Consider the following 25,919-nt stretch of genomic DNA (forward strand, 5'->3'; position numbering starts at 1 on the left):
ATGATTTTTAATAAAGATACTGCCGAAAAAACAGCCGAATTGCTTTTGCAAATAAATGCAATTAAATTGAATCCCGAAAATCCTTTTACATGGGCTTCAGGTTGGAAATCTCCTATTTATTGTGATAATAGGTTAATTCTTTCATTTCCAAGCATCCGAAACTACGTTCGTGATGAATTTGCGAAAAATATAGAAAAACAATTTGGAAAACCGGATGTCATTGCCGGAGTTGCTACCGGAGCAATTGGAGTTGGAATTCTTGTGGCCGAAAGCCTTGGATTACCTTTCGTATATGTGCGTCCTGAAGCTAAAAAACACGGAAGACAAAATCAGGTAGAAGGTTTTTTACAAAAAGGTCAAAATGTTGTGGTAGTAGAAGATTTAATCAGTACCGGTAACAGTAGTTTGATGGCTGTGGAAGCTTTACGCAATGAAGGAGCTAATATTAAAGGAATGGCCGCCATTTTCACCTATGGCTTTAATGTTGCCGAAGAAAACTTTAAAAATGCCAATATCGATTTGTATACCTTAAGTAATTACGAAAACTTACTGGATTTGGCGGTTCAAAAACAATACATCAGCGAAGAACAACAGTCTACCCTGCAAGAATGGAACGTGAGTCCATCAACCTGGGGACAGGAGTAATTTTAGATTTTAGATTTTCTAAAAGTCGCTGCGCTTCTTTTGGAATTTGGACTTTACAAATTGGAACTTATTAAAAAATCCAGCTTTGCGAACTTTGCGTTTGTAAACACAAAGAAAATCAAAATCCATAGCGCCCTTTGCGGTTAAATAAAAATTAAAAAAAACAAATTAATATATGAACTTAGAAAGTCCAAAAGTTACCGTTCAGAAATCAGCTCAGGATTTATTTGACTTATTGACTGACGTAAAGAATTTCGAAAAATTAATGCCGGATAATATTGCTAAATTTGAAGTAATTGGCGAAGACGCTTTTATTTTTGGATTGAAAGGCATGCCGGAAATAAAACTTAAAATGAAAGATAAAACCGCACCAAACAAAATTGTTCTAGGAGCTGCGAGCGATAAACTTCCATTTACCTTAACTTCAAATATTGACAGTGTTTCTGGTTCAGAAAGTGCCGTTCAATTGTTTTTTGAAGGCGAATTCAATGCTATGATGGCTATGATGATCAAAGGCCCAATCAGCAAGTTCATCGAAACTTTAGCAAACAATATGACTAAACTTTAATAATGATTAATTATTAATTGTGAATTATAAATGAAAGCCTGATTTAACGATCAGGCTTTTTTATTTTTTATTTCCCAAAAAACCTCTAAACCTCCAAACCTTTGAACCTCTAAAAAAACCTTAGAATCTTAGCAACTCAGAACCCCAGACCCTTCTAATAAAGCATCTGAATCTCCTTAATATCAAACTCTGAAACAGAATCATCTTCCAACAGAATTTGAATCCTGCCTACAGGTGACACTCCTTGAATGATTCCCATAAAGTTTTGATTCTCGAGGTTTTTGAATGGCATTGGAACACCTTTTCGGAACAATGAATTAAAATAAACAGACCATAAATGTTTAGAATTAACTTCCCATGCTCCTATCATCTCTTTCATTTTCTCGACAATCAAATAAGGTAAAAGTTCTTTCTCAAAACTACTACCCGAAATCACTGCCAATGAAGAGGCATTTGGAAGTTCATCAAAATTAGTCTGATTGACATTTAAGCCCAACCCAACAACTGACACAATCCTGCCATCACTTTTGAGGGTATTTTCAATAAGTATGCCACCAATTTTCTTATTATATGACATAATGTCGTTTGGCCATTTTATACTTAAATCAGGAATATTTAAGGATTTTAGCACCTCGATTACACTTAAAGACACTATAAGGCTAAGGTTAAAAACATGCTCATTATTAAAGACAAAATCTTTCACCAAAACACTCATAATTAAGTTTTTACCCACCTCAGATTGCCACTTAGCCCCCATCTGCCCCTTGCCTTTTGTCTGATTTTCAGCCGTCACTACAGTAAAATTTTCCAGTTCATCCTGACTAGACAATGATTTAAGGAAATCGTTTGTAGAATCTATGGCATCGAGTTTGATTAGTTTCATTTAAGTAATTTAAATAACTTAATTTAATATTTTGTTAAGGTTCAAAAATAATCACAAAATTTGGTAACTTTACAAATTCATATAAAATAATTCATGGCGAAAAAGACTGTTAATAATGATGTTCTATTGGCGAACATAATCAAAGGGATTGAAGAAGTAAAAGGAAATGATATCGATATTCTTGACTTAAGAGAAATAGACACTGCAGTTTGTGACTATTTTGTCATTTGCAACGGAAGTTCAAATACCCAAGTTAATGCCATTGTAAATTCAATTCAAAAAACTGTATCAAAAGATTTAAAGGATAAACCCTGGCATGTAGAAGGAACCGATAATGCGGAATGGGTTCTTATGGACTATGTACACATTGTAGTGCATGTTTTCCAAAAACACATTCGAGAATATTACAACATCGAAAGCCTTTGGGGTGATGCCAAAATAACTACAATCGAAAACAAATACTAAAGAAAATTTCTTCTAATGGCTAAAGATAATAATCCAAATCCGAGTAAATTTAAAATAAGTCCCTGGTTAATATACACTGCAATACTTCTGGTTTTTTTATTTATAAGTTTTGCAACCGGTGGATCAAACTTAAGCGAACCTGCTCAATTAACTTCTTCTAAATTCAATACTTTATTAGAAAAAGGGCAAATTGAAAAAGTAATCGTTTATAACAAAGCTGAAGCTGAAGTATATTTAAACGCTGCGGCTCTTAAAGACGCGGCTAATAAAAAAGTAGCTAAAGATATTTTTGACAGACCAAATAAAGGTCCTCATTATACTTTAGAAATTGGTAACGATCAAATCTTCCAGACAAAGCTTGAAAAAGCAGTTGGCGAAGGTAAACTGAAAGATTTTAATTTCTTACAGAAAAACAACTGGAGCGACATTTTAATCAGTCTGCTACCAATCATCATCATTATTGGTGTATGGATTTTCATTATGCGCAAAATGTCAGGTGGCGCCGGTGGCGGTGGCGGACAAATTTTCAACATTGGAAAATCGAAAGCTAAGTTGTTTGATGAGAAAACCGATATTAAAACTACATTCAAAGATGTGGCTGGTTTAGAAGGTGCAAAAGAAGAAATACAAGAAATTGTAGAATTCTTAAAAAACCCTGAAAAATACACTAATCTTGGAGGTAAAATTCCAAAAGGAGCCTTATTAGTAGGACCTCCGGGAACAGGTAAAACATTATTGGCAAAAGCAGTTGCAGGTGAAGCTCAGGTTCCGTTCTTCTCTTTATCAGGTTCTGATTTCGTTGAAATGTTCGTAGGTGTTGGTGCTTCACGTGTACGTGATTTATTCAAACAAGCCAAAGAAAAATCTCCCGCTATTATCTTTATCGACGAAATTGATGCTGTTGGTAGAGCAAGAGGAAAAAGCAATATGTCAGGCGGAAATGACGAAAGAGAAAACACATTGAACCAATTACTAACAGAAATGGACGGTTTTGGTACCAACTCTAACGTAATTGTTCTAGCTGCAACCAACAGAGCCGATGTACTTGACAAAGCTTTAATGCGTGCAGGACGTTTCGACAGACAAATCTTTGTTGACTTACCGGACATTCGTGAAAGAGCTGAAATTTTTGCAGTTCACTTAGCACCTATCAAAAAAGTAGAAGGTCTTGATCTTGATTTCTTAGCCAAACAAACTCCTGGTTTCTCTGGTGCCGATATTGCTAATGTTTGTAACGAGGCTGCCCTTATTGCTGCCCGTAACAATAAAACGGCAGTAGACAAACAAGATTTCCTTGATGCTGTGGACAGAATTATTGGGGGACTTGAAAAGAAAAACAAAATCATTACACCGGAAGAAAAAAGAGCTATTGCTATTCACGAAGCTGGTCACGCTACCGTAAGCTGGATGTTAGAGCATGCTGCACCGCTAATCAAAGTAACGATTGTTCCTCGCGGACAAAGTTTAGGAGCAGCCTGGTACTTACCGGAAGAAAGGCAAATCGTCAGAACCGATCAAATGTTAGACGAAATGTGTGCTACTATGGGCGGAAGAGCTGCTGAAAAAGTAACTTTTGACAGAATTTCAACCGGAGCATTAAGCGATTTAGAAAAAGTTACACGTCAGGCTCGTGCTATGGTAACGATCTATGGATTGAATGATAAAATTGGAAATGTTACGTATTACGATTCAAGCGGTCAAAGCGAATACAATTTTTCAAAACCATATTCTGACGAAACTGCAAAAATCATTGACAAAGAAATCTCAGAATTAATTGAAGGTCAGTACCAACGAGCCATTGAAATTCTTGAAGAAAATAAAGACAAGCTAAATCAACTAGCTGACATATTAATTGAAAAAGAAGTTATTTTTAAAGATGACTTAGAAGCTATCTTCGGAAAACGCACTTTTGATAAAAATTTAGAAGAAGTGGTTTCATAGATAATTCAGTAAATATGTAATATTTTTTAAAATCTTAATTCAAAACACCCTTTTGAATTAAGATTTTTTTATCTTTGAACGTTTTCAATTAACATGTAAAGTATTTCATATAAAATGAATTTTTTCAAAAAAATATTTGGTTCCAGCGAGCCAGCTTCTGATGAAGAACATGAAAGTGAATACGGGGCAAACCAAGCTCCTGACAGTCATTTATCTATCGATGAAAGATTCATTTTTAATTTCAAAAAAAATGGAGGTAAGTTCTTGTATTGCGAAAACAAACAGGAGGTTGCAGAACAATTTGAAAACATTTTAGAAGAAAACGACTGGTTCGAAAACGAAGTTTTGTGTTATGAACCTGCTCTTTTTAGTTTGCTTGAAGAAAATAAACTGCTTTATCTTTCTCCTAGAAACCCAAAATTTTTACTTGCCACTTGTGAGAATCTGATTGCTGACGAAGGTTCTATTTTATTCTCATCTAAACAAATCAGACAGGACAAACCAAACGAATTGCCTGCAAACATTGTTATTATTGCTACAACAAGTCAGATACTTTCCATCAAAAGCGATGGTCTAAGCGCGATCAAACGCAAGTACGAAAGAGACTACCCTACTAATATTACCACAATAAAATATTTCGAAAAAGCAAAAGAAGAAGATTTTACACAATACGGAAGTGTTGCCAAAAACTTGTATTTATTGCTCTTAGAAGATCTTTAAGATGAACGAAACACTCAAGAGAACCATTTCTGGTGCTGTTTATATCGCTTTATTACTAACTTCTATTCTGTTTTCTACCGAAAGCTTTATTATTCTTTTTGGCATCTTTCTGATTATAGCCACTTATGAATTCTGTAATTTAGTTGGGATCAATAAAGTTTTTTCCATTTTATTTGTTTCCCTGTTTTATAGCGCAGTTGCTTTAATCAGTTTTTACAAAACTGAAACTGAAAACTATATTAGCAAAACATTTAAAGAGAATATTATAATTACGGTGGATACCGAAAAGCTTTTTTCGGCACTGCTCATCATTACCTTAATTGTATCCGTAAAATGTATTGTTTTTTTATTTGACGACACACAAATCATCAGTAAAACATCCAAATACATTTATTTACTTGGATATGTAACACTCCCTTTCCTTTTTATCACTAAAATTTCATTTGGTATCAAAGATTACAATCCAAAAATCATCATCGGATTATTCGTTTTAATCTGGACCAATGACACCTTTGCCTATTTAGTTGGAAAATCAATGGGAAAACATAAATTGTTTGAGCGTATTTCACCTAAAAAAACAATTGAAGGTTTCCTTGGCGGAGTAGTTTTTGCTGCCTTTGCCGGATTTTTAATCTCAAAATTATACATACAGCCAAAAGCAGATTTCAGTACTAAATCCATTCTTATCTGGATGATTATTGCTTTAATCGTTAGTATCTTCGGAACTATTGGGGATTTAATTGAATCCAAATTCAAAAGAGTTGCCGGAGTAAAAGACAGCGGTTCCATTATGCCGGGTCACGGAGGCGTATTAGATCGACTAGATAGTGTTATATTTGTAGCACCAATTATATTTTTATTTTATCAAATTTTATATTATGTTTCATAAAGAAGGAGGCCCATCCATTTTGTTAGGTACTGTTTTCGCAGTAGCTGTACTTTTAATTGCTGAAAAATTCATTGATATCAATTGGCTAAGAATATTAGTTCAGCTAGCTGGTTTATTAGTATTAATTATCATTCTGCAATTTTTTAGAAATCCAAAAAGAATCGCAATCAGAAACAGCGATCATATTCTTGCTCCTGTAGACGGGAAAGTTGTGGTTATCGAAGAAGTGTACGAAGGAGAGTTTTTTAAAGACAAACGTCTTCAGGTATCTATCTTCATGTCACCAATTAATGTACACGTAACGCGTTACGCAATGGACGGCATTATCAAATTTAGCAAATACCACCCTGGAAAGTTTTTAGTTGCCTGGCATCCAAAAGCAAGCGAAGAAAACGAAAGAACAACAGTTGTAATCGAAAACGAAACTTTTGGACAGGTATTGTACAGACAAATTGCAGGAGCTTTGGCACGTAGAATTGTAAATTACGCTAAAGAAGGAATGCAGGTTGTTCAGGGTACAGATGCCGGATTTATAAAATTTGGTTCAAGAGTAGATTTATTTTTACCTTTAGGTACTCCAATCAATGTAGTATTAAACCAAAAAGCAATTGGTGGAAAAACCATCATCGCTACAAAAGCTTAATGACTGAAAAAGATTTAGATACTCGTTTTTCAGAGGCCGTTGAGACCGCTTTAAAAATGACTCAGGCTACACTGCCGCAAGACGTGCAGTTGAGACTTTATGCCTATTACAAACAAGCAACTTTTGGAACAGCTGTGTACAATCAATCCGATAATTTTGATTTACGAAATGCTTTCAAAACAAATGCCTGGATGCAAATAAGTCATCTTACAGCTGAGGAGGCCAAAGAAAACTATATCACAATCATTAATTCACTAACATCAAAATAACTAACATTATGAAGAAAAACATTACTCGTTTTAGCATTTTGACTTCATTTTTTCTATTATTTTCATGTAATGACAATAAGTTAACCGAAGTTGTAGAGGTTCCTTTGCCGACAAAAGAAGAAAAAATCACCATTGGATCTCCAAATGATGTAAAAGCAGATCCAGGTTCTTTTGAATTGACAAAACTGCCATTTTCTTATGATGCTTTGGCTCCTGCAATAAGAACTCTTACTCTGGAAACACATTATTCAAAACATTATTTAACTTATACCAACAATTTCAATAAAGAAATTGTAAATACGGAGTTTGAAAATCTGCCTATTGAAGATATTCTTAAAAAAATGGATCTTAGCAATGCCAAGCTTCGTCAAAATGCAGGTGGATACTACAATCATACACTTTATTTTAATATTCTGACGCCAAAAGAACAAACTCCAAAAGACACTTTAGCGGGTTCGATCAATAAAGAGTTTGGTTCTTTAAGCAATCTAACCAGCCAGTTCAAAGGTCAGGCAACCAAACAATTCGGATCCGGATGGGTTTGGCTGATTGTCGACAAAGCTGGAAAACTTCAAATAACAACTACTGACAATCAGGACAATCCTTTAATGAAAAACGCCCTGATTCCCGGAACTCCAATTTTAGGAATCGATCTTTGGGAACATGCTTACTATCTGGATTACCAAAACAGAAAAGGAAGTTATATTGATGCTTTTTATCAGCATATTAACTGGGAAAAAGTAAACGAAAATTACATCGAAGCTTTGAAAAAAGTAAAAAAAGTATAAATCATAAAAAAGCTGATACTACATTTTAAGTATCAGCTTTTTTTATATCTAATAAACAGATCAAATTACATAGAAGATATTCTTGTTTAAAATCTGCTCTGAAAGAGCTTAAGCAACAACATAGTGCAAAGCACTATGAAGTAAGAAAACAAACTATTTAGCCCTGTAAGGGCGAAAGATTAATCTTCAGTAAACCGTTCTTAACAAATTTACTCTACAACAATTCATTTAAAAATATACAATCTGTCTCTTTGCAGAAAAAAAACAAACTTTGTGTGTATTTGCTTTTACCCTTTCAGGGTAACAATCAATTTTAATTTCCCCCATAGTGCGTTGCACTATTCTGATGCTTTAAAGGCTTTCAGCCTTTTTTTAGAAGTTTCCGCACTACTTCAATTCAAAAATAAATGACTCCGAAGGCATTATTTTCACCCTCACAACTCCTTCTGCATTATTTACTTTTAACTGCACAATACTCTTCTCGTACAATTGATCCTTAATATCATAAACTCCATCTCTTAAGTTCCATTTTGAAATAATATCCGAAGGAACTTTCAAATCAAACTCACTTGTTTTTTCGGAAGAAAAATTAGTCACGATGATCAGTTTTTGATCCTCTGACCAACGTACATACGAATAAATTAAATCGTCGTAACCTCTATTATTTTGACGATTTACACTTTGAATTTCCTGAAAACTTCCCATTAAAGCAGCGCTTTTAAGGGAGAAATTTAGCAATTTCTTATAAAAATCACGCAGCTTCTTTTCTGAATCCGAAAGCTGCCCGCCATCAAACTTCCCTTCATTCATCCAACGTTGATGATTTGGCACTCCAATATAATCAAATATCGATGTTCTGGAACGCGTTCCAAAACCGGCATTCTCATTTGCTGCCTCACCTACTTCCTGTCCAAAGTAAACCATAGTTGGAGCCGTACTAATTGTCGCAGAAACCACCATTAACGGTTTTCCACGTTCGGGAGTTCCAGCAAATTCAGGGCTAGCTAATCGCTGCTCGTCATGATTGTCTAAAAAATGCAGCATATTATGCTCAATATCTTCCATTCCTTTCTGAATATCCGATAATCCATCCGGCAGTGATTTTCCGCGAATAATATCTTTCAGCTTATCATAAGTTTCCACTTTATCATAGAGATAGTCCATTTTCCCCAAACGAATATAATTGCGATATTCCTTTGGATTGTAAACTTCTGCCAATAAAAAGGTATTTGGATTTTTCATCTTAATTGCCGAATTCATATAACTCCAAAATTCGTAGGGTACCATCTCCGCCATATCATAACGGAAACCATCTACCCCTTTGTCAATCCAATACAAAGCAATAGACCTAAACTTTTTCCAGGAATCCGGAACGTCTTTATCCTGCCAAAAAGCAAAATGTTCCTGATACGTTTTTTGATCAAATCCCGCAGGAAGTTCCATAAAATCCTTTGAACCGTCAGGACGAATTCCATAATTTACTTTCACCGTTTCATACCAGTCGTTTTGGTCAGGCTTCGCTTTTCTAGAACCATTTCCAGTCCATTTTGCAGGATTTTCATTAAATACCCCGTCTACAAGTACATTTTTCTCTCCATTTAACGGAATATCTCCGCTCGGTATTTCAAAATGATTGTTTGGGATATAGTAAAAATTGTTATCTCGTTTATATTCCATACTCACATCATCATCGGCTCCAAAATCTCTTACTCCCGCCGGATTACTTTTACCTTCATATTTTCTTGCAATATGATTGGGTACAATATCAATAATCAGCTTTAGTCCGGCTTTGTGCGTACGTCCGATTAACGCTTCAAACTCCTGCAATCTGTTTGCCGGATTCACCGCTAAATCTGGATTTACATTATAATAATCTTTTACAGCATACGGAGATCCTGCACGGCCTTTTACCACTTCCGGATCATCATCTGAAATTCCATACGCCTTATAATCCCCCACCAATGCATGATGCGGAACACCTGTATACCAAATATGGGTAACACCTAAATCCTTAATTTCATGCAGCGCTTTGTCTGTAAAATCATTAAATTTTCCAACACCATTTTCCCCGATCGTCCCCCACGGCTTATTAGTGGTATTTTTATTTCCAAATAAACGCGTAAAAACCTGATAGACCACAATTTTATTCTCTTTAGGAGTCTTTTCTTTACTTGTATTCATTTTTACATCTTTGGTTTTACATGCCGAAAACAGCAGAACCACAGCAAGTCCCGCAACAAAAAAATTCTTATTTATCATATTTACGCTATAATCAGATTGATCTCCAAATCGGAAATAATATTCCTGATTCTGAAAACCATTTCCTAAATTTAGACTAATTTTTAAATTCACGGAAACCTAAAAATCTTTTTTGTTTGGATAGAAGTACAAAATCATCAACTACAACGTAAGAGTACTCCGTTTTGTTGATAAATTAAACTCAAAACCAAATGAACATTTTTTCATCAAATTGATTTAGAATTTTTCATTAAAACCTATCCATCCATTCAAAAAATCCGTATTAATAAATTAATCTTAATATCCATAAAGGTTATAACCTTTTTCATAAATTTGACAAAAATTTAATCCATTGAAGAAATTACTATTTTTCATATCCTTTTGTTTGCTTTTTTTAAATGCACAAGATCTTTTTGCTCAAAAACCTAAAACAATAATTGTTGAAAATGCTGATTTTCAAGAAATCAACGAAAACGAAATACCGGGTGCTTTACTGCTTACCGGAAATGTAAAAGTGAATCATGACGGGGTTGTACTCACCTGTAATAAAGCTTATTTCTTTCAAAAAGAAAATTATCTTAAAGCTTTTGGAAATGTGCAATTGGTACAAGGTGACACCTTATTTCTAAACAGTAAATATGCAGAATACAGTGGTAATGTAAAAAAAGCTTTTGCGACCGGTGACGCTGTCATGAGTTCGCCCGATGCCACTTTAAGTACGGATACGATAAACTTTGACCGAAATATTCAGCAGGTATTTTACAACACCAAAGGAACTATCATCAACAAAGACAATACATTGGTTAGTAAATCAGGAAGGTATTTTGTGTCCGAGAAAAAGTTTCAGTTCCTGACTGCAGTTACGATTACCAATCCAAAATATGTGATTAAATCCAATCATTTAGATTACTACAGTAACTCAGGACACTCTTATTTACTTGGTCCTTCAACCATTACCAGTAAATCCAATTATATTTATACGGAAAGGGGTTTTTATGACACCAAGAAAAATCTTGCACATTTTTTACGGAAATCTTACATCAAATACGATGATCGCCTCATAGAAGGAGACAGTTTATACTATAATCGAAATATCGAATTTGCCTCTGCCACCCGAAATGTAAAAATCACGGACTCTATCAATCGCGGTATTGTAAAAGGCCATTATGCCGAAATTTACAAACTCAAAGATTCGATGTTTGTAACCAAAAGAGCCGTAGCCATTAATCTGGTTGAAAAAGATTCGGTTTATATTCACGGAAAAAAACTGATGGTTACCGGAAAAGAAGGTGAACGTATTTTAAGAGCTTACAACAATGTACGTTTTTACAAAATAGACATGAGTGGGAAATGTGACTCTATCCATTCCAATTCCAAGACCGCTTTGACAAAACTAATTGGCAACCCGATTCTTTGGAACGGAGAAAGCCAAATCACAGGAGATGTCATGCATCTTATTGGTGATAAAAACACTAAAAAACTAGATTCCTTAAAAGTTCTCAACAACACCTTTATAGTCTCGCGGGATACACTCGGAACCGGTTACAATCAGGTCAAGGGACTCAATTTGTTTGGAAAATTCAGGGAAGGAAAATTACATGATGTCGACGTTATCAAAAACACCGAGGTAATCTATTACATGCGAAATGATGACAATGAGCTAATTGGAATCAATAAAAATGTAAGCAGTAAAATCAACCTGATTATCGAAAATAACGATATTGAAACCATCACCTTTTTTAACAAAGTCGACGGTGACGTATATCCCGAAGCCGATTTACCTGAAAACGCCCGTAAATTAAAAGGCTTGCGCTGGCGTGGCGACGAACGAATAAAGTCGAAAGACGATATTTTTACGGCTGAAGACAATGAAATGAACGATAAATTAATTCAGGAAGGAAAAGACGAAGAGGCTAAAGATAAAAACGTACCTCTAAAAGTAAGAAAAGAAACCCTGGATTACGGCAAAAAGAAACCCGCAGTAAAGACCACTACAAACGCTAAGAGTAAGACTAAAAAATAGTTTTCAGTCGCAGTTTTTTACCCAACTGTAAACTGAGACTAAACTCAGAACCTTAAAAACTAAGCAACTTAGAATCTCAAAAAAAAATGAATCCAGACTTTATAAAATACCAGGCACAAACTTCACCATACCCTTTAGGAATGGAGGTTTCTCATGCTATTGGCTCCTATATCTATGACACTAACGATAAAAAATATTTAGATTTTGTGGCGGGCGTTTCTGCTTGTACACTTGGGCATCAGCATCCAAGAGTCAATCAGGCGATTAAAGATCAATTGGACAAGTATTCGCATGTAATGGTTTATGGCGAATATTCGCAAAGTCCGGCAGTAGAGTATTGCAAACTCATGGCTTCACTCCTGCCTGAATCACTAAGCAAAACTTACCTGGTAAACTCAGGAACAGAGGCGATCGAAGGAGCTTTGAAGTTAGCTAAGCGAGCAACAGGACGCAGTCAGCTTATTTCGTGCCATAATGCTTATCATGGCAATACTATGGGATCTATGAGTGTTATGGGTTTTGAAGAACGCAAACAAGCCTTCAGACCTCTTCTTCCCGATGTTGATTTCATTACCTTTAATAACGAGGAAGATTTACAAAAAATAACAACCAGAACTGCGGCTATACTTTTAGAAACCATTCAGGGAGGTGCCGGATTTATTGAGCCTCATGATAATTTTCTGCAAAAAGTCAGAAAACGCTGTGACGAAGTTGGCGCTATGATGATCGTTGACGAAATTCAACCTGGTTTTGGGAGAACGGGAAAACTATTTGGTTTTCAAACCTATGACGTTATTCCCGACATTGTAGTTATGGGAAAAGGTATGGGTGGCGGAATGCCGGTAGGTGCTTTTACAGCATCGGCAGAAAAAATGGATCTGTTGACCGAAAATCCTAAATTGGGGCACATCACTACTTTCGGAGGTCATCCTGTCATTGCGTCAGCATGTCTGGCTACTTTGCAGGAATTAACTGAAACAAATCTAATGGAAGAGACCTTAGAGAAAGAAAAACTCTTCCGATCGCTTTTGGTACATCCTTTGATAAAGGAAGTTAGAGGAAAAGGATTAATGCTTGCCGCCATGACCGAAACTGCCGAAATTACCAATCAGGTTATTTTGAACTGTCAGGACAAAGGGCTCATTTTATTCTGGTTGCTGTTTGAAGGATGCGCGATACGAATAACACCTCCTTTAACAATTTCTGAAGAGGAAATCAAAGAAGGCTGTGCCATAATCTTAAACGTTATGGATGAAATCCTGAAAAAGGAGCAAGAAGTTTAATTAAAACAAATCGGGATAGGAAATCCCTATCATCAGATAAAATAACAACTCCCTAATCTTCTCATAAATCAGAAGATTAGGACTAAAAACAGAATTGGGATTCTGTCCATATTGTTAATTAAATTGTTCAAAACAATTAATTTCCTTTCCGCACAGCAATAATATGGTTGCCTAAATTTATAACAGGCTAATTTCAAATAAAGACAGTATGCAATTAAGCAACGAAGAAGAAGATTATAACCTATCCCTATCCAAATTTGAGTCAATGTTAAAAACAAACAAAGTACTCTTTTTTGATTCTGAAGAATTTGAAGAAATTATTCTTCATTATTTAGACATAGGTAAGGCTAATTTAGCAAAGAAGGCCCTGAAACTTGCATTAGACCAACACCCAAAATCTACAGGCTTAAAATTAGTACAAGTAGAAATGTTGGTTTACGACGATAAACTGGAAATCGCCGAGAAACTCTTAAATGAGCTGTATGCAATCGAACCTAACAACGAGGAAATTTACATTCAGAAAGCGAATATCTGTTCTAAAAGAGATCAACACGAAAAAGCGGTAGAATTACTTAAAATTGCCCTGCAATTTACAGATGACTACGCAGACGTTTACAACTTGATTGGAATGGAATATCTTTTTATGGATAACCTCGAGATGGCAAAAGACAGTTTCATCAAATGTCTTGAAGAAGATTTAGAAGATCAGTCTGCCCTTTATAACGTGGTGTATTGTTTTGAATTTTTAGATCAAAATCAGGAAGCCATTGTTTATCTAAACGATTACATCAACAAAAATCCATACAGCGAAATTGCCTGGCATCAGCTTGGGCGTTTGCATTATGGGGTAAAAGAATACGAAAACGCGATTCGCGCTTTTGATTATGCCACACTTATCGACGATGAGTTCCTTGGTGCCTTTATGGAAAAAGCAAAAGCCTACGAGCGTCTAAAAAAATACCATGAAGCAATCGAAAGCTACAACCGTACTATTGAGTTAGACGATGCAACTTCCTATGCTTTACTGCGCATTGGAAAATGCTACGAAAAACTAGGGAATTTGGTAAAAGCCTTGCAATATTACAATCAGACCGTACATGAAGATCCGCTTTTAGACAAAGGATGGATTGCCATTACTGACTTTCATATGCGTCAGAAAAATTTTCAAAAAGCCCTGTTCTTTGTTAATAAAGCATTAGCAATCGACAATCAGAATCGTTTGTACTGGAAGCGTTACGCCACCATCAACAAACAAATGAACTTTTTTGAAGAGGCTGAATTTGGATACAGAAAAGCAGTAGAATTTGGAGATTATGCGCTGGATACCTGGTTATTCTGGGTTGACATTCTTCAGTTTTTAGGAGAATTTGACAGTGCGATTCAAACTTTATTACAGGCGACGGAATATTTTCCGGAAGAAAACGAAATCGAATACCGATTGGCCGGCTTGTATTTTATGACTCAGGACACCACTAAAGCTAAATTTCACTTAAGCAATGGTTTACGTTTAAACTTTGACAATTACATTCTAATCGAAGATTTATTCCCGGTAGTCTGGTCAAAGAAAACGGTTAAAAACTACATTGAAAAACACAGAAAACAATAATGATTGATACTTTAAGAAGACGTTTTGGCTTGTTGGGCCGTAATATTAGTTACTCTTTTTCAAAAGGATATTTTACAGAAAAATTCAGTGATGAAGTTTTTGCCGGCAACAGCTACGAAAATTTTGACATCTCTGAAATTAACTATTTCACCGAATTGGTGAAAAACAATCCCGATTTGAAAGGTTTAAATGTTACGATCCCGTACAAAGAACAAGTCATTCCATTCTTAGATAAACTTTCAAAAAAAGCAGCCTTAATCGGTGCCGTAAACACTATTAAATTTACCAAAAGCGGAAAATTAAAAGGATACAACACCGATTACTACGGCTTTAAAAAATCGTTAGAACCGCTGCTTGAACTTCATCATAAAAAAGCACTGATTCTGGGAACAGGAGGCGCTTCTAAGGGAGTTGCGTTTGCTCTTGATGAATTAGGCATACTCTATACTTTTGTTTCAAGAGAAGCCAAAGATAACATCATCGATTACAACTTAATTAACGCTACTACTTTTGATAATTTTCAGATTATCATTAACTGTACACCTGTTGGAACAATACCTGACACTGATGCTTGTCCTGATATTCCATATGAGTTCTTTACAGACAAACATATTGCCTACGACCTAATTTACAATCCGGCAGAAACGGAATTTTTAAAAAGAGCGAAAGAAAAAGGTGCTGTAATAAAAAATGGTTACGACATGCTTATTTTTCAGGCTGAAAAGGCATGGAAAATCTGGAATAAGTAAAAAAGACCACAACAGAACATTACTTTAAATATTTAACCCGACAAGTGTCAAAACCTGTCGGGTTAACTTTTTTTATACAATACCCACCCTATTTCTCCATTTCAAATCAAAATAAAACGAAGAAAGGTGCCTTCCGGTGTCATTTTACTTTTAAATTTCTAAAAATTTCAGCAATTCATAATTTAAATAAACTTCAAGAAATCTCCAAAAAAGCCTTTATCATATCTTTAAATTAAAGCAATAATTAAGAATTTCACTGTAAAATAACGTATAAACAAACGATTTATTTTGTAGTTAGAAACACCTTTACTATCTTTCGCTCTCTTTAAAATAAAAACCTTATACATTAAAAATGTTAGAAGAAAAGAATGATAACCTGCAAGAAGCAGACGGAAAATTAGAAATCGACATTAACGATTCTACTGAGAATAATGCAATCGAAACGGCTGATACTGATGCAGTACCCGAAAATACAATTTCGAATGATGAGATTGAATCAGAAAGTACTGTTGAAGCTACCGAAGCCAATCATCAGACTGCATTAGATGCCATAACCAATTCGAATGCCGAAGAAAGTGAAGATGAGACGCTTAAAGAGCGTCATGAAATTCCTATGCAGGATTATGATACTTTTTCTTTGGATGCACTTGTTGACGAACTGAAAAAACTGATTAATACGGACAAAGTTATGTCTGTAAAAGATCATATCGAAGAAATCAAGAAGTCGTTTTTATTACAATACAATCACTTTATAGAAGAGAAAAAAGAAGAATTCAATGCTTCAAAACAAGATCCGAATGAAGAATTCGAATACCACTCTCCTTTAAAATCTAAATTCGACGAGTATTATAATGTTTTTAGAGAAAAAAGAAATGCTCATTTTAAACATTTACAAACTAATCTTAAATCAAATTTAGACAACAGACTTGCCATCGTTGAAGAGCTTAAAGAGCTTATCAATCCGCAGGAGAACATCAAGGATACACTTAAACATTTTAATGATTTAAGAGAAAGATGGAAGAATGCAGGTGCAATTCCGAAAGACAAATACAATCACGTTTGGAACAATTACCATTTTCATGTAGAGAATTTTTATGATTACCTGCATCTGGATCGTGAGGCGAGAGATTTGGATTTCAAACACAATCTGGAACAAAAACAGAAAATAGTTGCCCGTGTTGAAGAATTGGTTGACGAAACCGATATCAGCAAGGCATTCCGCGAATTACAAGATCTACACAGAATCTGGAAAGAAGATATCGGACCGGTTTCTAAAGAACACCGTGATACGATCTGGAACAGATTTAGTGAACTGACTAAAAAAATTCACGACAAAAGAGAAGTTTTGTTTGAAAACCAAAGAGCAAACGAGCAAAACAATCTCGAGATCAAAAAAGAGATCATTGCCAAAATTGAGGTTTTAGGAACCGAGAAGGTAAACTCTCACTCCCAATGGCTGGTACAGATTCAGAAAGTAGAAGCGCTAAGAAATGAGTTTTTTGCTGCCGGCAAAGTGCCTTCAGAAGTGAATGAAGAAACCTGGGCTGCGTTTAAAACTGCTGTTAGAAACTTTAATGCTTTTAAAAATTCATTTTACAAAGACATTAAAAAGGATCAAAACGACAATTTAAACAAAAAAATGGCTCTTGTAGCAAAAGCCAAAGAACTACAGGAAAGCACTGATTTTACCGCCACTACTCCAATCATGAAACAAATTCAGGAAGAGTGGAAACAAATTGGTCACGTTCCTAAAAAATATTCTGATAAAATCTGGAAAGAATTTAAAGATGCCTGCAATCACTATTTTGATAAATTAAAAGAGCACAAATCAGAGGAAAATGTTGATGAAGTAGCTGCTTTCGATAATAAAAAAGCATATTTAGACATCTTGAGAGCTTACCAGCTAACCGGTGATCACAAAACCGATCTGGATGCCATCAAAGCACATATCGAGATCTGGAAAGGCTATGGAAAGGTACCTTTCGCAAGACGTCATATCGAAGGGAAATTCAATAAAATCTTAGATGCCCTTTTCGAAAAACTAAGTCTGAGCAAAAAAGAAACTGAAATGATGCGTTTCTCCAACCGAATCGATTCTCTGTCTGACAGTAATGACACTCGTAAATTAGACAACGAAAAGATTTTCTTAATGCGTAAGATTGAAGAAGTTCAAAATGAAATTTTCCAATTGGAGAATAACATTCAGTTCTTTGCCAATACAAAAAATGCTAAAAAAGAGAACTCAATTGTTCTTGAGGTTCGCAAAAACATTGCAATTCACAAGGAAAGCTTAGAAGTTTGGAAAGAAAAACTAAAGCAATTGCGAAACTTGAATCAGGAATAATTATCCGGTTGAGTAAAAACAAAACCAGCTAAATACAGAAACTGCAGTGAAGAAATTTATTGCAGTTTTTTTTTAAACCGCAAAGCACGCAAGGTTTTTTTAATATATTGGGATTTAATAAAACGCAAAGTTCGCAAAGCTTTATCTAAAAAAGGCTTTGCGAACTTTGCGTTTTATCAATACAATCTAAGTAAAAAAACCTTGCGTGCTTTGCGGTAAAATCCGCTCCAACATTTACCTTATTTCAACTTGAAACTTGAAACCTAACCCCTAAGCTTAACATTTCCAATTCAACTTCATAAAACAATTCTGTAAAATATTGATTATATTTGATAAATACATTATTTACTGACAATCAACAAAATACAAACAAATTATTAATTCAAATCACAACACAATGAAATTTACAAGAAAAGCACATGCCAACTGGAAAGGAACAGGCATGGAAGGAAAAGGAACCATAAGTACTCAAAGTACCACATTAGACAATGCTCAATTATCGTTTAAAACCAGATTTGCAGATGGCGTTGGAACAAATCCCGAAGAACTTATTGCTGCAGCTCATTCCGGCTGTTTTACGATGCAATTAAGCTTTTTACTAAACGAAGGTGGCTACACAGCCGATGATCTAACCACAGAAGCCACAGTAACCTTTGAAGACGGCTCTATCACCTTGATTCATTTAGATCTAAAAGGAAAAGTGCCATCCATTTCATCAGAGGAATTTGAAAAAACAGCAGCAAAAGCAAAAGAAATCTGCCCGATTTCTAAACTTTTAAACACTACTATTACATTGTCTGTTACACTAATCGCTTAAGACTAAAACTTAAATAAATTCCAAATCTCAAATTCCAAATTCCAATAATAATTGGTATCGTTGAGTTTTGGAATTTGGAATTTCTTTTTTTTTTAAGTATTGAGTTTTTCACATATAGCAATAAAAAAATTCCAAATTCCAATAATACTTAGTATCATTGGAATTTGGAATTTAAGATTTGGAATTTAAATTATCGAGTATTAACTCTCGTTAATTACATTGTAGCTTTCAATGCTTTTGCTTCAGCAGTCATTTCTAAAGCTTTGTAAACCCCTAATAAAGTTTTCGAAACGTCTTCATTTTTAGGATCTAACTCATTTGCTTTTTTAAGGTAAGGAATAACTCCTCTGAAAACATTCTCTCTTTGTGCTTTCAATACATCGTAACGCTTCATATCTTTAGCGGTAGTTCCCAATTTATTCATTTCATCAATGATTGGTTTTTCAGCTTCTAATTTTAATGCTGCAAGGTTAAGATAAGCATTTGCATATTTTGGATTGATTTCGATTGCTTTTAAGTAATATTTCTCAGCATCTACAGTGTTTTTTGCATTAGCACTAATTACTCCTAAGTTGAAAACTAAATCAGCATTGTTTGGGTCTTTCTGCAAAGCCTCACCTACTAATTTTTTGTATGTTTCATAGTCTTTAGACTCAAGGTAAAGGTTCGCTTCTGTTAAGATCAAAGAAGAATCTTCCGGATTTGCTTTTCTTGCATCTGCAATCGCTTTTTTAGCATCTTCACTACGTCCTTTTTGAACTAAAATTAAAGCTAAGTTTTTGTAAACTTCACCTCTTTTAGAAGGGATAGCTTCTGTTTTAGGCTTTTCGTGAGTTCCTAATTTTACAGCTAAATCTCTATCTTTAGCATTGTTAAAACCATCTTCATTACCAGAAATTTTATTTACAGCTGTAAAACTTGTTCCTTTTCCTGAATAATTTAATTTTTTCAACTCTTCGTACATTGGTAAAGCAAGATCAAAATCCTGAGCATTTACTGCTGTAGAAGCTGCATAGTACAAATTAATTGTATCTTTTTTGTCTAACAAATAAGCATCATACAATTTTTTCGCCCCATCAGCATGTTTACTTGCCTGAGAATCAGCAATAGCCGCATTGATCAGCTTTCCTTTAATTTCAGTAATAGAAGCTGCCGCCTGAGTAGAGAATTTAACCTTTCCTGAAGTTTTTTCAGTATCAATTAATTTTTGATAAGTCTCAGCAGCCAAAGAAAGATTCTTTCCTTCTTCTACTTTTTTATTTGCTAAATCTAAATAAGCGTTACCTTTTACAAAATAGTATTGCGCTTGTTCAACATCTTTAGCATTTACAATCAAGTTTTCAGCATCTTTTAATATCGCAAGTGCTCCATGAGCATCTCCGCCTTTTAATGCTTTCTCAGCACTCTTTATCTGATCCTTTTGAGCAAAAGTAGCTACTGAAATCAATAATGCTGACGCAAGTATTACATATTTACTTTTCATAATATTCAATTTGTGTATTTAATTTTAAGTGGTTTATTTTCTATTATTCTTCAGATTCTTCGTCATCAGAATCGCCTTCGTCTTCAGATTCATCGTCTGCAACTTCATCCTCGTCATCCTCATCTTCAACTACACCTTCGTCTTCAAGAACTTCTAAATCCGGTTTTACTCTTTCAATAGCCGATTCAATAACATTACCGTCTTCATCTACAACAACTTCAGCAACATCATCTTTCATAACTTTTGTTACAGCAGCAATAGAATCTTTACCTTTTAAGTTAATCAATCGAACCCCTTGCGTTGCACGACCCATTACACGTAAATCTTCAATAGCCATTCTAATTGTTAATCCGGACTTATTGATAATCATTAAATCATCCGCATCCGTTACAGCATTAATAGAGATCAACTTACCAGTTTTATCGGTGATGTTAAGAGTTTTAACTCCTTTACCTCCACGATTTGTAATTCTGTACACATCTTCACCATCATCGTCTACTAATTTGGTACGTTTTCCGTATCCATTCTCCGTTACAACCAAGATTTGTGAATCGTTAACATTTTCTCTATCGATGGTTACCATACCAATTACTTCATCGGTATCGTCTTTTAAAGTAATTCCGCGAACTCCTGAAGCCGTTCTTCCCATAGGACGTGTTTTGGTTTCCTCAAAACGAACCAGTTTACCGGATTTAACTGCCAGGATAATTTGGCTGTCTCCGTTGGTTAATTTTGCTTCAAGTAACTCATCACCTTCTTTAATCGTAATGGCAGCAACACCATTTACCCTTGGTTTAGAGTATTTTTCTAAAGAAGTTTTCTTCACCTGACCTTGTTTAGTTACCATTACAAGATTATGGCTGTTGATATAATCTTTATCTTTTAGGTCTTGCGTACAAATGAAAGCTTTTACTTTATCATCGCTTTCAATGTTTACCAGGTTCTGAATTGCTCTACCTTTTGCCGTTTTACTTCCTTCCGGAATTTCGTACACACGCATCCAGAAACATTTTCCTTTTTGCGTAAAGAACATCATATACTGGTGGTTAGTTGCCACAAACATGTGCTCAAGGAAATCCTGATCTCTTGTTCCGGCACTTTTTTGCCCAACTCCTCCTCTGTTCTGAGTTTTATATTCGGTAAGATTAGTACGTTTGATGTAACCTGCGTGCGAAATTGTAATGACTACATTTTCATCGGCAATTAAATCTTCGATACTTACATCTCCTCCTGCATATTCTATTGTAGAACGACGATCATCTCCGTATTTTTCACGGATTTCTTCAAGCTCTTCTTTGATTAAATTAGTTCTTAAATTTACATCGGCCAATAAGGCTTTCAAATGTTCAATTAACTTCATTAATTCCTCAAACTCAGCTCTTAACTTATCTTGTTCCAGACCTGTTAACTGACGCAAACGCATTTCTACAATGGCACGTGCCTGAATATCTGATAAATTGAATCTTTCGATTAATTTTTCACGGGCCTCTTCAGTATTTTTAGAACCTCTAATGATTGCAATTACTTCGTCAATATTATCTGAAGCAATAATTAATCCTTCTAAGATATGAGCTCTTTCTTCTGCTTTACGCAATTCAAACTGCGTTCTGCGAACTACTACATCATGACGGTGCTCAATAAAATAATGAATCATATCTTTTAGATTCAGCATCTGTGGGCGCCCTTTTACCAATGCAATATTATTTACACTGAAAGAAGATTGTAGTGATGTATACTTATATAAGGTATTCAATACTACGTTTGGTGTAGCATCACGTTTTAAGATATAAACGATACGCATACCATTTCTATCCGACTCGTCACGAATATTCGCAATACCTTCGATTTTTTTATCGTTAACTAAATCAGCTGTACGCTTGATCATTTCAGCTTTGTTTACCTGATATGGAATCTCGGTCACGATAATACATTCTCTTCCGTCTACTTCTTCAAAACCAACTTTAGCACGCATTACAATACGTCCTCTACCGGTTTTAAAAGCCTCACGAACTCCTTCATAACCATATATTACACCTCCGGTTGGAAAATCCGGGGCTTTAATATGTGTCATTAATTCGTCAACTTCAATATCATTATTATCAAGATACGCTAATGTACCATTGATTACTTCAGTTAAATTGTGTGGCGGCATATTGGTTGCCATACCTACTGCAATACCTGTAGCTCCGTTTACTAATAAAGTAGGAACTCTTGTTGGCATTACTTTAGGCTCATATAAAGTATCGTCAAAGTTCAATTGAAAGTCAACTGTTTCTTTTTCGATATCTGCCATAATATCTTCAGAGATTTTGCGCATTCTGGCCTCGGTATAACGCATTGCTGCCGGACTGTCACCATCAACAGAACCAAAGTTACCCTGACCATCCACTAATAAATATCGCATACTCCATTCCTGAGCCATACGTACCATCGCATCATATACAGAGGTATCTCCGTGCGGGTGATACTTACCCAGAACCTCTCCTACGATTCTTGCAGATTTTTTGTGGGCAGATCTTGATGTTACTCCTAAGTCATACATTCCGTAAAGAACTCTTCGATGCACTGGTTTCAAGCCATCTCTAACATCTGGAAGCGCTCTCGATACAATTACTGACATCGAATAATCGATGTAAGCTGATTTCATTTCATCTTCTATGTTAATAGGAATTAACTTTTCTCCTTCAGACATAAGTTGTTATATTAAAAAATTATATTAGTTTCAAAGCGTGCCAAGATACGTTTTTTTGAAATTTTTTCAGCTATTTACCTACACTTATTTCAATGATTTATTAACAACTTTATTTTACGTTTTAGTTAATAAATTAAGCGTATTTTAACGCTTTTATTGTTATTTTTTTTGTCACTTAGCTGTCAGGAGATCCTGAAGGGTACGGTTTTTGTTTTTCAAACAGTAATTCACTAAATTTACAATACCAATTATATATTATGGATGATAATTTTTCACCAAGAGTAAAAGATGTTATTACCTACAGTAAAGAGGAAGCCTTACGTTTGGGCCACGACTTTATTGGTACTGAGCATCTAATGCTGGGCATTTTAAGAGATGGAAACGGAAAAGCTATTCATATACTTAATAACCTTGCAGTCGATTTAGATCATTTACGCAGGAAAGTAGAAATACTGAGTCCGGCCAATCAAAGCGTTGAAGTAAATGCCGAAAAGAAAAACCTTCATCTTACGCGTCAGGCGGAAAGAGCCCTGAAGACCACTTTTCTGGAAGCTAAAGTATTTCAAAGCTCGTCAATTAGCACAGCGCACCTGCTTCTATGCATCTTACGAAACGAAAACGATCCAACAACCAAGCTATTGAATAAACTAAAAATAGATTATGACATAGCTAAAGAACAATATTTAAATATGACTCCAAACGAAGAAGAATTCTTAGAAAACTTGCCAAGAAACGAATCGTATAATGACGATTCAGGACAAGATGACAGTCTTAAAGAAAGTAGTTTTAACAATCCCGCCAATAAGTCAAACAAAAAATCCAAAACTCCGGTACTGGACAATTTTGGGAGAGATTTAACAGAAATGGCAGAGGAAGGAAAACTAGATCCGGTTGTAGGACGCGAGAAAGAAATCGAACGTGTTTCTCAAATTCTAAGCCGTAGAAAAAAGAACAACCCTCTTCTTATCGGAGAGCCTGGAGTTGGTAAATCTGCTATTGCAGAAGGTCTGGCGTTGCGTATTATTCAGAAAAAAGTTTCCCGTATTCTTTTTCACAAGCGTGTCGTTACACTTGACCTTGCCAGCTTAGTGGCCGGAACAAAATACCGTGGTCAGTTTGAAGAAAGAATGAAAGCCGTTATGAACGAATTGGAGAAAAACGACGATATCATTCTTTTCATTGACGAAATTCACACTATCGTTGGTGCTGGTGGAGCAACAGGTTCACTTGATGCTTCGAACATGTTCAAACCTGCTTTAGCAAGAGGCGAAATCCAATGTATTGGAGCTACAACTCTTGACGAATACAGACAATACATTGAAAAAGATGGCGCCCTTGAAAGACGTTTTCAAAAAGTAATTGTAGAACCAACTTCTGTTGAAGAAACAATTGCAATCTTAAACAATGTAAAAGACAAATACGAAGATCACCACAATGTAACTTACACCCAGGAAGCTATTGAAGCCTGTGTTAAATTAACAAACAGATATATGTCTGAGCGTTTCTTACCAGACAAAGCTATTGATGCTCTTGACGAAGCAGGATCTCGCGTACACATTACCAACATTGATGTTCCGAAGCAAATCTTAGATTTGGAGCGTCAACTGGAAGAAGTTCGTGAAATGAAAAACATGGTGGTTAAAAAACAGAAATACGAAGAAGCAGCCAAACTTCGCGACGATGAAAAACGCATCGAGAAAGACCTGGCTGTTGCTCAGGAACAATGGGAAGAAGACTCTAAAAACAACCGAATTGAAGTTACAGAAGACAATGTAGCCGATGTTGTTTCAATGATGACCGGAATTCCTGTTAACCGTATTGCACAAACAGAAAGCAATAAATTAGCCCAATTACCTGAATTGATTCAGAATAAAGTAATCGGACAAAACGAAGCTGTTTTAAAAATTGCACGTTCTATTCAGCGTAACAGAGCCGGACTTAAAGATCCGAACAAACCAATTGGTTCGTTTATCTTCTTAGGTCAGACCGGAGTTGGTAAAACACAATTGGCAAAAGTATTAGCAAAAGAATTATTTGATTCAGAAGATGCGTTAATCCGTATCGATATGAGTGAATACATGGAAAAATTTGCGATCTCCCGTTTAGTTGGAGCGCCTCCGGGATATGTAGGATACGAAGAAGGTGGTCAATTAACTGAAAAAGTTCGCAGAAAACCATACTGTGTAGTTCTTTTAGACGAAATCGAAAAAGCGCATCCGGATGTATTCAATATGATGCTTCAGGTTTTGGATGACGGATATTTGACGGATAGTTTAGGTCGTAAAATCGACTTTAAAAACACCATCATCATCATGACTTCTAACGTTGGAGCGCGTCAATTGAAAGATTTTGGTCAAGGTGTAGGATTCGGAACCGCTGCGAAAGTGGCTCAGGCCGATGAAAACTCAAAAAGCATTATCGAAAATGCATTGAAGAAAACTTTTGCACCTGAATTCTTAAACAGAATTGACGATGTAATTGTATTCAACGCTTTAGAAAAAGCCGACATTGATTTGATTATCGAAATTGAACTTAAAAAACTATACACTCGTATTGCAGAATTAGGATACACCTTAAGTCTTACAGATAAAGCAAAAGCCTTTATTGCAGAAAAAGGTTTCGACAGACAATTTGGCGCAAGACCTCTAAAAAGAGCGATTCAAAAATATGTTGAAGATGTATTAGCCGAGGAGATCATCACTTCAAAAATACATTCAGGTGATGAAATCTTAATGGACCTTAAAGATGATTCTCAGGAACTTTCTGTAGAAATCCATAAAGCCGAAGAGCCAACGAATCAATAGATTACTTTAAATTTATAACAAGAATAACACACCCGTTACGTTTTCATAACATAACGGGTATTTTTTTTA

Annotated in this window: 20 protein-coding genes; 16 read left to right on the forward strand and 4 right to left on the reverse strand. The window is 35.3% G+C overall.

Annotated elements, in window-relative coordinates; translation table 11 throughout:
* Both pyrE and B0A80_RS11725 read left to right on the forward strand, forming a co-directional pair.
* Positions 1-645: an orotate phosphoribosyltransferase gene (gene pyrE / locus B0A80_RS11720; protein WP_089077389.1), complete on the forward strand. Its 645-nt coding sequence runs from the start codon at positions 1-3 to the stop codon at positions 643-645.
* A gap of 175 nt (positions 646-820) precedes the next feature.
* Positions 821-1,213, forward strand: a complete 393-nt coding sequence (locus B0A80_RS11725) for an orotate phosphoribosyltransferase (RefSeq protein ID WP_070906664.1) — start codon at positions 821-823, stop codon at positions 1,211-1,213.
* 154 nt (positions 1,214-1,367) lie between these two features.
* Here B0A80_RS11725 and B0A80_RS11730 read toward each other — a convergent pair whose 3' ends face one another.
* Positions 1,368-2,096: a biotin--[acetyl-CoA-carboxylase] ligase gene (locus B0A80_RS11730; RefSeq protein ID WP_089077390.1), complete on the reverse strand. Its 729-nt coding sequence runs from the start codon at positions 2,094-2,096 to the stop codon at positions 1,368-1,370.
* A gap of 93 nt (positions 2,097-2,189) precedes the next feature.
* On the opposite strand from B0A80_RS11730, the gene rsfS reads away from it, so the two are divergent.
* The 7 genes from rsfS (at position 2,190) to B0A80_RS11765 (ending at position 7,811) form a co-directional block, all read left to right on the forward strand.
* Complete coding sequence (gene rsfS / locus B0A80_RS11735) at positions 2,190-2,561, forward strand: ribosome silencing factor (protein WP_017496527.1); 372 nt, start codon at positions 2,190-2,192, stop codon at positions 2,559-2,561.
* 15 nt (positions 2,562-2,576) lie between these two features.
* Positions 2,577-4,502 carry an ATP-dependent zinc metalloprotease FtsH gene (gene ftsH / locus B0A80_RS11740; RefSeq protein ID WP_017496526.1) on the forward strand — a complete coding sequence of 642 codons (1,926 nt, stop codon included), beginning with the start codon at positions 2,577-2,579 and terminating at the stop codon, positions 4,500-4,502.
* A 114-nt stretch (positions 4,503-4,616) separates the two neighbouring features.
* Positions 4,617-5,222, forward strand: coding sequence for a lactate utilization protein B/C (locus tag B0A80_RS11745; protein WP_017496525.1), 606 nt, complete (start codon positions 4,617-4,619; stop codon positions 5,220-5,222).
* A 1-nt stretch (position 5,223) separates the two neighbouring features.
* On the forward strand, positions 5,224-6,111 hold the full coding sequence (locus B0A80_RS11750; protein WP_070906667.1) for a phosphatidate cytidylyltransferase: 888 nt from the start codon (positions 5,224-5,226) through the stop codon (positions 6,109-6,111).
* Positions 6,101-6,754: a phosphatidylserine decarboxylase family protein gene (locus B0A80_RS11755; protein WP_089077391.1), complete on the forward strand. Its 654-nt coding sequence runs from the start codon at positions 6,101-6,103 to the stop codon at positions 6,752-6,754. The genes B0A80_RS11750 and B0A80_RS11755 overlap by 11 nt, the downstream gene beginning before the upstream one ends.
* Complete coding sequence (locus tag B0A80_RS11760) at positions 6,754-7,023, forward strand: acyl-CoA-binding protein (RefSeq protein WP_089077392.1); 270 nt, start codon at positions 6,754-6,756, stop codon at positions 7,021-7,023. The genes B0A80_RS11755 and B0A80_RS11760 overlap by 1 nt, the downstream gene beginning before the upstream one ends.
* A gap of 8 nt (positions 7,024-7,031) precedes the next feature.
* On the forward strand, positions 7,032-7,811 hold the full coding sequence (locus B0A80_RS11765; protein ID WP_089077393.1) for a superoxide dismutase: 780 nt from the start codon (positions 7,032-7,034) through the stop codon (positions 7,809-7,811).
* 387 nt (positions 7,812-8,198) lie between these two features.
* On the opposite strand, the gene B0A80_RS11770 is transcribed toward B0A80_RS11765, so the two are convergent.
* Entirely contained in the window at positions 8,199-10,070 is a 1,872-nt protein-coding gene (locus tag B0A80_RS11770; protein WP_089077406.1) for an alpha-amylase family glycosyl hydrolase, read from the reverse strand.
* Positions 10,071-10,401: 331 nt separating this feature from the next.
* On the opposite strand from B0A80_RS11770, the gene B0A80_RS11775 reads away from it, so the two are divergent.
* From B0A80_RS11775 to B0A80_RS11800, 6 genes are all read left to right on the forward strand, one after another.
* Positions 10,402-12,072, forward strand: a complete 1,671-nt coding sequence (locus B0A80_RS11775) for an OstA-like protein (RefSeq protein WP_394364273.1) — start codon at positions 10,402-10,404, stop codon at positions 12,070-12,072.
* An 86-nt stretch (positions 12,073-12,158) separates the two neighbouring features.
* Entirely contained in the window at positions 12,159-13,355 is a 1,197-nt protein-coding gene (locus B0A80_RS11780; protein WP_089077395.1) for an aspartate aminotransferase family protein, read from the forward strand.
* 208 nt (positions 13,356-13,563) lie between these two features.
* Complete coding sequence (locus tag B0A80_RS11785) at positions 13,564-14,961, forward strand: tetratricopeptide repeat protein (RefSeq protein ID WP_017496517.1); 1,398 nt, start codon at positions 13,564-13,566, stop codon at positions 14,959-14,961.
* Entirely contained in the window at positions 14,961-15,710 is a 750-nt protein-coding gene (locus B0A80_RS11790; RefSeq protein WP_070906672.1) for a shikimate dehydrogenase family protein, read from the forward strand. The genes B0A80_RS11785 and B0A80_RS11790 overlap by 1 nt, the downstream gene beginning before the upstream one ends.
* Before the next feature lie 352 nt (positions 15,711-16,062).
* On the forward strand, positions 16,063-18,054 hold the full coding sequence (locus B0A80_RS11795) for a DUF349 domain-containing protein (protein WP_070906673.1): 1,992 nt from the start codon (positions 16,063-16,065) through the stop codon (positions 18,052-18,054).
* Between the two features lie 397 nt (positions 18,055-18,451).
* Positions 18,452-18,871, forward strand: coding sequence for an OsmC family protein (locus B0A80_RS11800; RefSeq protein ID WP_089077396.1), 420 nt, complete (start codon positions 18,452-18,454; stop codon positions 18,869-18,871).
* Between the two features lie 214 nt (positions 18,872-19,085).
* On the opposite strand, the gene B0A80_RS11805 is transcribed toward B0A80_RS11800, so the two are convergent.
* Both B0A80_RS11805 and gyrA read right to left on the reverse strand, forming a co-directional pair.
* A complete protein-coding gene (locus tag B0A80_RS11805) occupies positions 19,086-20,354 on the reverse strand; it encodes a tetratricopeptide repeat protein (protein ID WP_017496513.1) in 1,269 nt (422 codons plus the stop codon).
* Positions 20,355-20,397: 43 nt separating this feature from the next.
* Entirely contained in the window at positions 20,398-23,046 is a 2,649-nt protein-coding gene (gene gyrA, locus B0A80_RS11810) for a DNA gyrase subunit A (RefSeq protein WP_070906676.1), read from the reverse strand.
* Between the two features lie 257 nt (positions 23,047-23,303).
* Here gyrA and B0A80_RS11815 point away from each other — a divergent pair, with 257 nt between their 5' ends.
* Positions 23,304-25,850, forward strand: coding sequence for an ATP-dependent Clp protease ATP-binding subunit (locus tag B0A80_RS11815; RefSeq protein WP_017496511.1), 2,547 nt, complete (start codon positions 23,304-23,306; stop codon positions 25,848-25,850).
* Positions 25,851-25,919 lie beyond the last annotated feature (69 nt).

This window comes from Flavobacterium tructae, from assembly GCF_002217475.1.
In the GTDB taxonomy this organism is placed as follows: Bacteria; Bacteroidota; Bacteroidia; order Flavobacteriales; family Flavobacteriaceae; genus Flavobacterium; species Flavobacterium tructae.

Excerpts from the sequence above, each read along its gene's own strand:
- B0A80_RS11800 (WP_089077396.1), top strand. The coding sequence starts at position 18,452 with ATGAAATTTACAAGAAAAGCACATGCCAACTGGAAAGGAACAGGCATG.
- B0A80_RS11770 (WP_089077406.1), bottom strand. The coding sequence starts at position 10,070 with ATGATAAATAAGAATTTTTTTGTTGCGGGACTTGCTGTGGTTCTGCTG.
- B0A80_RS11795 (WP_070906673.1), top strand. The coding sequence starts at position 16,063 with ATGTTAGAAGAAAAGAATGATAACCTGCAAGAAGCAGACGGAAAATTA.
- B0A80_RS11765 (WP_089077393.1), top strand. The coding sequence starts at position 7,032 with ATGAAGAAAAACATTACTCGTTTTAGCATTTTGACTTCATTTTTTCTA.
- B0A80_RS11725 (WP_070906664.1), top strand. The coding sequence starts at position 821 with ATGAACTTAGAAAGTCCAAAAGTTACCGTTCAGAAATCAGCTCAGGAT.
- B0A80_RS11750 (WP_070906667.1), top strand. The coding sequence starts at position 5,224 with ATGAACGAAACACTCAAGAGAACCATTTCTGGTGCTGTTTATATCGCT.
- B0A80_RS11760 (WP_089077392.1), top strand. The coding sequence starts at position 6,754 with ATGACTGAAAAAGATTTAGATACTCGTTTTTCAGAGGCCGTTGAGACC.
- B0A80_RS11730 (WP_089077390.1), bottom strand. The coding sequence starts at position 2,096 with ATGAAACTAATCAAACTCGATGCCATAGATTCTACAAACGATTTCCTT.
- B0A80_RS11780 (WP_089077395.1), top strand. The coding sequence starts at position 12,159 with ATGAATCCAGACTTTATAAAATACCAGGCACAAACTTCACCATACCCT.
- rsfS (WP_017496527.1), top strand. The coding sequence starts at position 2,190 with ATGGCGAAAAAGACTGTTAATAATGATGTTCTATTGGCGAACATAATC.
- B0A80_RS11790 (WP_070906672.1), top strand. The coding sequence starts at position 14,961 with ATGATTGATACTTTAAGAAGACGTTTTGGCTTGTTGGGCCGTAATATT.
- B0A80_RS11815 (WP_017496511.1), top strand. The coding sequence starts at position 23,304 with ATGGATGATAATTTTTCACCAAGAGTAAAAGATGTTATTACCTACAGT.
- ftsH (WP_017496526.1), top strand. The coding sequence starts at position 2,577 with ATGGCTAAAGATAATAATCCAAATCCGAGTAAATTTAAAATAAGTCCC.
- B0A80_RS11745 (WP_017496525.1), top strand. The coding sequence starts at position 4,617 with ATGAATTTTTTCAAAAAAATATTTGGTTCCAGCGAGCCAGCTTCTGAT.
- B0A80_RS11785 (WP_017496517.1), top strand. The coding sequence starts at position 13,564 with ATGCAATTAAGCAACGAAGAAGAAGATTATAACCTATCCCTATCCAAA.
- B0A80_RS11755 (WP_089077391.1), top strand. The coding sequence starts at position 6,101 with ATGTTTCATAAAGAAGGAGGCCCATCCATTTTGTTAGGTACTGTTTTC.
- B0A80_RS11805 (WP_017496513.1), bottom strand. The coding sequence starts at position 20,354 with ATGAAAAGTAAATATGTAATACTTGCGTCAGCATTATTGATTTCAGTA.
- gyrA (WP_070906676.1), bottom strand. The coding sequence starts at position 23,046 with ATGTCTGAAGGAGAAAAGTTAATTCCTATTAACATAGAAGATGAAATG.
- pyrE (WP_089077389.1), top strand. The coding sequence starts at position 1 with ATGATTTTTAATAAAGATACTGCCGAAAAAACAGCCGAATTGCTTTTG.